General features: G+C 38.8%; 11 protein-coding genes. 9 read left to right on the plus strand and 2 right to left on the minus strand.

What is annotated here, in order from left to right; translation table 11 throughout:
• The first annotated feature begins 451 nt into the window (after window positions 1-451).
• Both HWQ37_RS20005 and HWQ37_RS20010 read left to right on the plus strand, forming a co-directional pair.
• Window positions 452-730: a GlsB/YeaQ/YmgE family stress response membrane protein gene (locus tag HWQ37_RS20005; RefSeq protein ID WP_292750065.1), complete on the plus strand. Its 279-nt coding sequence runs from the start codon at window positions 452-454 to the stop codon at window positions 728-730.
• 162 nt (window positions 731-892) lie between these two features.
• Window positions 893-1,585 carry a manganese catalase family protein gene (locus HWQ37_RS20010; protein ID WP_292750068.1) on the plus strand — a complete coding sequence of 231 codons (693 nt, stop codon included), beginning with the start codon at window positions 893-895 and terminating at the stop codon, window positions 1,583-1,585.
• A gap of 70 nt (window positions 1,586-1,655) precedes the next feature.
• On the opposite strand, the gene HWQ37_RS20015 is transcribed toward HWQ37_RS20010, so the two are convergent.
• On the minus strand, window positions 1,656-1,832 hold the full coding sequence (locus HWQ37_RS20015) for a hypothetical protein (RefSeq protein WP_292750071.1): 177 nt from the start codon (window positions 1,830-1,832) through the stop codon (window positions 1,656-1,658).
• A 64-nt stretch (window positions 1,833-1,896) separates the two neighbouring features.
• Here HWQ37_RS20015 and HWQ37_RS20020 point away from each other — a divergent pair, with 64 nt between their 5' ends.
• The 5 genes from HWQ37_RS20020 to HWQ37_RS20040 all read left to right on the plus strand — a co-directional run bounded on the left by HWQ37_RS20020 (window position 1,897) and on the right by HWQ37_RS20040 (window position 5,674).
• Window positions 1,897-2,637 carry a DUF3891 family protein gene (locus HWQ37_RS20020; RefSeq protein WP_292750074.1) on the plus strand — a complete coding sequence of 247 codons (741 nt, stop codon included), beginning with the start codon at window positions 1,897-1,899 and terminating at the stop codon, window positions 2,635-2,637.
• A gap of 95 nt (window positions 2,638-2,732) precedes the next feature.
• Entirely contained in the window at window positions 2,733-2,867 is a 135-nt protein-coding gene (locus HWQ37_RS20025) for a hypothetical protein (RefSeq protein ID WP_292750077.1), read from the plus strand.
• Between the two features lie 867 nt (window positions 2,868-3,734).
• Window positions 3,735-4,862, plus strand: coding sequence for a succinylglutamate desuccinylase/aspartoacylase family protein (locus tag HWQ37_RS20030; RefSeq protein ID WP_292750079.1), 1,128 nt, complete (start codon window positions 3,735-3,737; stop codon window positions 4,860-4,862).
• 162 nt (window positions 4,863-5,024) lie between these two features.
• Window positions 5,025-5,240, plus strand: a complete 216-nt coding sequence (locus HWQ37_RS20035; RefSeq protein ID WP_465249708.1) for a hypothetical protein — start codon at window positions 5,025-5,027, stop codon at window positions 5,238-5,240.
• A 2-nt stretch (window positions 5,241-5,242) separates the two neighbouring features.
• Window positions 5,243-5,674: a PIN domain-containing protein gene (locus HWQ37_RS20040; protein WP_292750084.1), complete on the plus strand. Its 432-nt coding sequence runs from the start codon at window positions 5,243-5,245 to the stop codon at window positions 5,672-5,674.
• A 20-nt stretch (window positions 5,675-5,694) separates the two neighbouring features.
• Here HWQ37_RS20040 and HWQ37_RS20045 read toward each other — a convergent pair whose 3' ends face one another.
• Window positions 5,695-6,777 (minus strand): ATP-dependent 6-phosphofructokinase, encoded by a 1,083-nt coding sequence (locus HWQ37_RS20045; RefSeq protein ID WP_292750090.1) that lies wholly within the window; start codon window positions 6,775-6,777, stop codon window positions 5,695-5,697.
• 414 nt (window positions 6,778-7,191) lie between these two features.
• On the opposite strand from HWQ37_RS20045, the gene era reads away from it, so the two are divergent.
• Together era and HWQ37_RS20055 are read left to right on the plus strand one after the other, a co-directional pair.
• On the plus strand, window positions 7,192-8,166 hold the full coding sequence (gene era, locus HWQ37_RS20050; protein WP_292750087.1) for a GTPase Era: 975 nt from the start codon (window positions 7,192-7,194) through the stop codon (window positions 8,164-8,166).
• 114 nt (window positions 8,167-8,280) lie between these two features.
• Window positions 8,281-8,958 (plus strand): response regulator, encoded by a 678-nt coding sequence (locus tag HWQ37_RS20055; protein WP_104908984.1) that lies wholly within the window; start codon window positions 8,281-8,283, stop codon window positions 8,956-8,958.
• Window positions 8,959-9,110: the final 152 nt, after the last annotated feature.

Raw genomic sequence — 9,110 nt, forward strand, 5'->3', positions numbered from 1 at the left:
AAAATCGAGAGACTCAGATCCCCGACAACTTTTACGAAGTCGGGGATATTATTGTTCGCAAATGATTTAGGACTGGTATAGATAATTAATAATAAGTTATAGCTAAAATTCTACATGACGTAATGAATAAAAGGTTTTCATACATCCCTAATAAGTTAGATAAAGACTTTGTATCTTAAGATAGATAAAATTAGATTGATTAATAAATTAGAATTCTAACTTTAGGTTTTATATTATATTTTTTACGAAAATAATTCGTAACTAAAACCTGGAAAGATTTTCGTTTGGTTGGTATCAAAACATAGTAGAGTGCAAATTATCTCGAATCTGGATATATATAAAAAATTATTTATTTTGTATAACTTTTGGATTTAGCATTTACCCCATCTGGTAGAAAGAATTTGGAATTAGAGTTGATAACTTAGATTTAAGTGAGATTGTTGAGGCGGTTATGAGTATTATTGCTTGGATAGTTTTAGGACTTTTAGCAGGTGCGATTGCTAAAGCTATTTATCCTGGTTATCAAGGCGGCGGAATTCTCTCCACAATGATTTTGGGTATCATTGGTGCTTTCGTCGGTGGAACTCTATTTACCTTGTTACAAACAGGAACTCTGCAAATTACTGCGGCTGGTACTGGTTTGACTATTCCCGGTATTTTAGTGGCTGTGCTTGGCGCAATTGTTGCTATTTATTTATGGGGATTAATCAGAAGAAACAGCAATGTATAATTGCCGCTTGACAGTTATCAACCTTGAGATAAGTACTGTACTTTCAGTCTTTTAGTTAACAAGTTTTAGATAGCTATAAAATATCAAATTAGCTCTATCTGGAAAAGACTAGAAGACAAGTCAATTCATTCTGTAACACCAAATTTTGGGAAGTGTAAATCTATGTTTTTTCACAAAAAAGAGCCTATTCATGCAGTTAACGTTACTGACGCAAACCCTCGTTTTGCTCAGTTGCTATTAGAGCAGTTTGGCGGAGCTACTGGCGAACTTAGTGCAGCACTTCAATATTGGGTTCAATCTTTTCATGTCGAAAATGCTGGCATTAAAGATATGCTGCAAGATATTGCAATCGAGGAATTCGGCCATTTAGAAATGGTTGGGAAACTTATCGAAGCTCATACTAAAAATGTAGATCAAACAGAGGCTTATAAGAGTACTCTCTTTGCAGTTCGAGGGGTTGGTCCTCATTTTCTAGATAGCCAGGGTACTGCTTGGACTGCAAGTTACTTGAATGAGGGTGGAGATGTAGTGCGTGATTTAAGAGCTAACGTTGCAGCAGAAGCTGGCGCTCGTCAAACTTACGAATCATTGATTAAGTTGGCAACAGACAAAGGAACCGAAGAGACTTTAGTCCATCTGTTAACACGAGAAATTTCTCATACTCAGATGTTTATGAAAGCTCTAGATTCACTAGGTAAGTTGACAGATCCATTCTTTGGTAATATTAAGCCAGATGAAACTGTTGCTCTTTACTACAATCTATCTACAAACGGAGATGGTAAAGATGAGCGTGGCCCTTGGAATTCTGAGCCTACGTTCAAATATATTGCTAATCCGCTAGAAAGCCATTCTTAATTGTAGAGGTTGATTGTGAATAGAATCTGAAAAAATCCCAATCATCTGGTGGGTAAATAGCCTACCTTCTTTAGAAAATGTTGGGCTGTTTAGCTACATCTAGTGAGCAAAAGAATCCCGACTTTTCTAAGAAGTCGGGATTTTTAGTTAAGTATTTGGGTATTACACTCAATGGAAAATAACTATGGCTATAAATATTCAGCAACACTGAATAAGTCAGAGCGATCGCTTGTTCAATTTCTACCACGATATTTCTGATTTCAGAAATTAATTCAACTCAAAATCAAAACTCAAAATCAGGAGATTAACTTGTGATTGTCAACGCTACGCCAAATGGTTGGGAAGTCATTTATCATCGTGCCCATGCTTTATTAGCAGCTCAACTAGCGGGACAATGGCAACGTAAAGATGCGCCGATTAGGTTATATGAAACGATGGCTGCAATTTCTCATCACGATGACTTAGAAAAAGAGTGGGAAGACGATATTCTGACTGAAGCAGGTGCGCCAAAGGACTTCACCCTCTCCACTAATGCCGATATAGATGCTGGTGCCGATAAATTGGCTAATTTGGCAAAAAATGCCCTTTATCGTGGGCGATGGGTGGCTCTATTAATTTCCATGCACATCAGTCGTTTAAATGAGTCAGGGCGGGGTAAGTCTTCAAAATTAGACAAACTTTTAGACGAGCAACTTCAAAATCAGCAACGTTGGCGTAAAGAACTGGGCATCAAAAAGGAGGAAGTTGATGCAGCCTATGCATTTATGCAATGGTGCGATCGCCTTTCGCTTATTCTCTGTCAGCAAGAACTACCTGACGATGAGCGATTTTTAGAAATTAGCAAAGGCCCTGAAGGTGAGCGCTATGACATCATGCAGCGTAGTGATAACTTACTTGTTGTTAAACCCTGGCCTTTCCAAAACGAGAAATTCACGGTCAATGTCGAAGCGTGTGACCTCTCCCAGATAAAATTTGAGAGCAGCGCTGAATTAACTCAATCACTACAAGAAGCCCCCATCAAGGTACTAGAGTGGACATTTGTTAAGAGTTAGATGCATAAAGCTTACAGCTATTTAGCTGAAAATAGCTGTAAGAAAACTAAGTTATGCGATCGCACTCTTCTATCAAATCCCTACTTATTTTTGCAATGGCGATCTCAGTAACGGCTATTGTAGGGGGTTATGCTGTGGATATAACCCAAGCTGCTAAAACACAAGAAGTAGCGATCGCATTTAGTTCCAAGGTTGTGAAGTCAGTTTTAATTATTCTGACTTTTATCTAAAGATGTACTTTTAAGGCAGATTGTTATTACTTATGATAGTTCCTTTGAATCATGCCGATCAGTGAAAGTAAATATACTTAATAACTGAGGTTCAAAGCATGGACTCAACAGGTAAGGTTCAAACTGTGGACTCGTCCTGGTCTCTTCCACTGCCGTTGAAAGAGTATGCAATGAGCCGAGTAACTGTCTACTTTTATAGCGACAACTGGGTTCCAATTAAATATTGTTCTTTGGAAAAGGCAATTTTGCTTCACCAGAAGGCAAGTTTAGAAGGCAAGGAAATTTTGTTATTTCCAGCTAATATAGACCCTAATGAATTCTCAAACTCTTTTAACTGAAATGCATTGAGGTAGACTATTTTCAAACATCTTGGCAACAAATTAGTCAGCTATAGAGGCGTACATATATATGTATATATGTACGTCTCCATTTAGGGCTTGCTGAAAAAGTAATAAAAAAGTCAGATAAGGATTGGTTAGTTATTCAATCAAGCCCTAAATATGAGCTTTTGTTGTCATTTGTCGTCTTGATGCGTAATCCGCAACCAATTTTGCGCCATAGCTACTGCCAACACTAGTTAATGTGATGCTACCTTATCCTAGTCATGATTACTTGTTAAGCCCGAAGAACTCCACCCGGACAAGGCTACGCTTCGTCTCCCCTCCACGCAAGCCGTGTGTCGAATTACCCCCCTTAATCCCCCCGATGCATTGGGGGGAAACCGGAAAATCTAGTTCCCTTCCCAATACATACGGGGAGGGTTAGGGTGGGGTAAAACTCTGGTTAATCAGCAAATTCTATTGGACTAGGCTTTTAATTCAGTACAGATACAGCGATAATTTACTCAAATCATCATCGAGTTGTTTCATGCTGCCAGTTATTGAAAGCATTGTATTACGTCAAATGGCTTCGGGCGATCGCCTCTACTTACAACTATACAAATTCATCGGCGCTCAACCTGGTAAAAAAGTTTACATTCAATCTAATCTGCACGGTGCAGAAATCGCCGGTAATGCCGTTATTCACCAGTTAATTGAATTTTTACTAACAATAAATGATACAGATTTAGCTGGAGAAATTTGGCTAGTTCCCGTTTGTAATCCAATGGGGACGAATGAACGCGCTCATCATTTTTCCCCTGGGCGTTACTGCGTTTACGAAGCCAAAGACTGGAATCGCATATTTTGGGACTACGAGAAAGAAGCTGATGATTTAGTAGCTTTTACTAAATCTCAACTTAATATCGATCTAGAGGTTGTTAGACAAAATTATCTAACTATAATTAAGCAGCAATTTGCGAAAATTTTAGAAAAAATTAATTCTTCTAGTGGTGTTCCTTACACTGAGCTTTTTGCCTACAAGTTACAAAATCTGAGTTTAGATGCAGATTATTTAATTGATTTACATAGTTCTACAAATCAAGCATTAGACTACCTTTATTACTTCCGACATCGAGAAGACAGTGCAAAATACTTCCGACTCGATTTTGGAATATTACTTAATAAATATGATGGTGATGCTTTTGATGAAGCTTTTATCAAACCTTGGTTAGCACTGGAAGCTTGTTTTAAAGAGTTGGGTAGAGAAATCAAGTTTGACGTGGAAGCTTGGACACTAGAGTTAGGAACAGGAATGCAAATGAACTCTGATTCAGTTGCCAAAGGTGTACGGGGTGTGAAAAGTTATTTAGCCCGAAAAGGTGTACTGCAAATTCCTGATTTATCAGACGATACAAAAACCCATGAGATGACTTTTGCATCTAGTAGCAATCGGAAAAAATATTATGCGATCGCAGGTGGTATGATTCAATCCAGAATAGCATTAGGTAGTAAAGTCAAAGCTGGAGACAAGCTGTATCAAATTCTCAGTTTTAATAAAGAAGCTAAGTTACCTAGTGTAATCGATGTCTGCGCTCAACAAGATGGATTGGTTTATGATGTCGCAACCAATCAAGCTGTGAATGAAGGTGAATTTGTCTTAGGAGTTATTAATTAGGGCATTGGGCATAGATATTCATGTAATTGTCATCACATACTAAACATAAAAATTTCTTTCCCTATTCCCTATTCCCTGAGAGAAGCAAGCAACTGGCGTGTGAATTTTATGAGACTAATAGGGCTAAAATTGAGTTATATCTGTATAAAAGAGAGAATAATGATGCTAAATGCGGTAGAGTTTCAAGCAAAAATCCAAAATGGTTTAATTCAGATTCCCGATGAGTACAAACAAGAATTCGGTGAAGGAGATGATATTAAGGTAATTGTTTTGTTAAATAAAAAATTATCTCAAAAAAAAGACATAATTGATGAATTGACTGAAAATCCAATTCCAGTAAATGGTGTACTCAGCCGTGAAGAAATTTACAATCGCTAGCTATGAGCAATGATGCATTTTTTATTGATACAAATGTTTGGCTATATCGTTTGTTTGATGATAAAAAGATAGAAGTGGGAGAAAGAGAAAGAAAGCGCAATATAGCTATTTCAATTACGTCCAATGAAGGAATAGTTATCAGTACGCAAGTTGTAAATGAGGTTTCTGCTAATTTACTGAAAAAAGCAGCCTTTAACGAAGAGCAAATTAAAGCTATGATTCAGTCGCTTTATCGTCGCTGCACTGTAGTAGATTTCAGCCTGAGTATTTTAAAATCTGCATCGGATATCCGCAATCGGTATAATTTTTCTTTTTGGGATGGTTTAATTGTTGCTTGTGCGTTGTCCGCAGAAGCAACAATTCTCTATTCTGAAGATATGCAGGATGGGTTAGTATTACCTGGTCAATTAGAGATTGTGAATCCGTTTAAGTAAACTACCCATGCCCAATCAATTTAGTCTCCCAAATAAATACTCATACCACGAGCGGTTTTAACTAAAGTACCATTAGGATCGACAGCACTATATTGAGCGATCGCTTCTGTAATTGGTACACTTAATACTTGGCGATTTTGCCAAGTCACCATGCGATCGTATTTATCCTCTGCAATTAGATTAACTGCCGCAACACCAAAAGCAGTTGCAACTAATCTATCTAGTGGTGAAGCAGTTCCACCGCGTTGAATGTGTCCTAAAACTGTAACTCGCGTTTCTACGCCAATGTGTTCAATAATTTTATCTGCCAAATATTCACCAATTCCACCGTATCGAGATTGACCTAAGCGATTTGTAATCGTCACATTTTCACCATCGTGGGTACGAACCGCTTCGGAAACAATAATCAAACAATAGTTTTTGCCTTTTTCTTGGCGTTCTTTAATTTTGTGACAAATATGCTCAACTGTGTAAGGAATTTCGGGAATTAAAATTACATTTGCTCCCCCCGCAATTCCCGCAGCTATAGCTATGTGTCCAGCATCACGCCCCATAACTTCCAAAATCATGACGCGGCTATGACTTGCAGCAGTAAAATGTAATCTATCTAGTGCTTCTGTGGCAATATTGACTGCTGTATCAAAACCGATGGCGTGTTCGGTAACGCCAATATCATTATCAATGGTTTTGGGAATTCCAACTAAGTTAATGCCACCTTGTTGAGCGAGGCGGCGGAGAATTGCCAAGCTACCATCACCGCCAATACCAATCAAAGCGTCTAAACCTAGCTCATGATAACCTGCAATGATTTCTTCGGAGCGATCGCATAAACTTCCATCCGCCATTGGAAAGGCAAAAGGGTCGCCTTTATTGGTTGTCCCTAACATTGTCCCACCCGCAGTTAATAGCGAGTCAACTCGATCCACTTCCAACTTGGTGAATTGTGGCGGACGCGCCATTAATCCTAGAGTCGCTTGACGAATTCCCAAAACCTCCCAGCCGTAAGTATCCACAGCACAATTTACTACAGCCCTAATCACAGCATTTAAGCCAGAACAATCACCTCCACTCGTTAGAATTCCTATGCGCTTTGGTTCTCCCATATCTTTTATTGACATTTTGATCCAAATGTATATCTTAAATAGTTGATGAAACTTAAGCAAAAATTAGCAGCAGATTAAGTCTAAGCAAAAGTCCTCTCTATCAATGCCAAAGTAATTTTATGTTTGTTTGGTGTCTCAAAACAAAACTAAGTCTAAGAATTTAGCAACTCTTGAGCCAGAAGTCAGAATTTATCTAGATTTGGTATGATTACCGACGAAATGAGGTAAATTTAGAGTTTGATTTTTTTATATTCTGAATCCTGAATTCTACAACTAAGGTTATCTCAGCTGTAAAATATAAGTGTAGAGCCAGTAGTAGATTAAACCTCGGCAAAAGCAATCTCTAAAAATGCCAGGTTAATTTTATGCTTATTTTGTGTCTAAGAAAAAACCAAGTTATCCCAGCTATAAAATATGAGGGTGGAGCCAAAGGTGACTAGTATTGAAAATTACACTTTCTCTTTTTCAGGAGAAGTAACAATTCCCCAGGCTCCTCCTGATTTCAAATCAGGTTTTATCGGCATTGTTGGTCGTCCAAATGTCGGTAAATCTACTTTGATGAATCAATTAGTAGGGCAAAAAATTGCCATTACATCACCAGTAGCACAAACTACACGTAACCGTTTGCGCGGTATATTAACTACACCAGAGGCGCAGTTAATATTTGTAGATACACCAGGAATTCATAAGCCGCATCATCAATTGGGCGAAGTGTTGGTACAAAATGCCAAAATTGCCATTGAATCAGTAGATGTAGTGTTATTTGTGGTAGATGGAGCAGTAGCTTGTGGTGCTGGCGATCGCTATATTGCCGAATTGCTCAGTCGCAGCAAAACACCGGTAATTCTGGGCGTGAACAAAACCGACCAACAACCGACTGATTTTCAGTTTCTAGATGATAGTTACGCTCAGATGGCCCAGTCTCATGAATGGGAAATCGTGAAATTTTCTGCCAAAACTAGTGTCGGATTACCACAACTTCAAGAATTATTAATTGAACATTTAGAAATTGGGCCATTATATTACCCTCCAGACTTAGTAACTGACCAGCCAGAACGCTTTATTATGGGTGAATTAATCCGAGAACAAATTTTATTATTGACTCGTGAAGAAGTACCCCATTCAGTAGCGATCGCTATTGATTTAGTAGAAGAAACTCCCAGCATCACTCGTGTACTTGCCACCATCAACGTCGAGCGTGATTCCCAAAAAGGCATACTCATTGGCAAAGGTGGAGCGATGCTCAAAGCAATTGGTAGCGAAGCCCGCGAACAAATTCAAAAATTAATTGCCGGCAAAGTTTATCTAGAATTGTTTGTAAAAGTCCAACCAAAATGGCGACAGTCGCGGATTAGTTTAGCAGAGTTAGGCTATCGCGTCGAAGAATAAATTGGTCATTGGTCATTGGTCATTGGTCATTAGTCATTGGTTAAAAAAACAAAGGACAAAGGACAAAGGACAAATGACAAATGACAAATGACAAATGACAAATAATTAATAAAAATGTCTTTAGATACTCGCTATCCCTTAAATTTACCAGTCAATGCCCCGCCATTGCGGGTGTTAATTGTCGAAGACGATCCGATGATGCAACTGGGATTAGAGCAATCGTTAATGGCTCATCCTCAGTTGGAAATTGTTGGACAAGCTGAAGATGGTTATTTGGGAGTTCAAGCCGCACTGCAACTGAAACCTGATTTAGTGGTTATGGATATTGGATTGCCGCGATTGGATGGAATTGCTGCAACACAGCAAATTAAGGCGGCGCTACCTGCAACTCATGTAGTAATGCTGACATCTCATCAAACGGAGACAGAAATTATTGCGGCACTATCTAGCGGTGCGGATGCATATTGTATCAAAGGTGCAAGTGTGGAAAGATTGTTAAGTGCGATCGCAGCCGCAGTTGATGGTGCAGCCTATCTCGATCCCCAAATTGCGCGGCGAGTGATTGATAATCTCAAACCGCCTTCACCCACCACCAACACCGCCAACTTATCTGGACGCGAGTTAGAAGTGTTGAAACTCATGGTAGACGGATTGAGTAACCCAGAAATTGCCGAAAAACTCTATCTCAGTCCTAACACCATCAAAACTCACGTCCGAGGGATTATGAATAAATTAGCAGTGGACGATCGCGTGCAAGCAGCAGTCGTTGCATTGCGTTCTGGTTTGGTTTGATTATTTTATCTTGCGATCGCCTCACCTTTTGCCTTCAAGTTAGCAAGAACTTTAATCCCATTTATAAGTAGGGCTTGCTGAAAAAAAAAGAAAAGGTGGTTCTTGCGTTACTTTTATGGAAAATTAATACTAAAGTGCCAGTTTAATAAACT

Origin of the sequence: Nostoc sp. NMS4, from assembly GCF_017115095.1 — a bacterium.
Lineage (GTDB): Bacteria > Cyanobacteriota > Cyanobacteriia > Cyanobacteriales > Nostocaceae > Nostoc.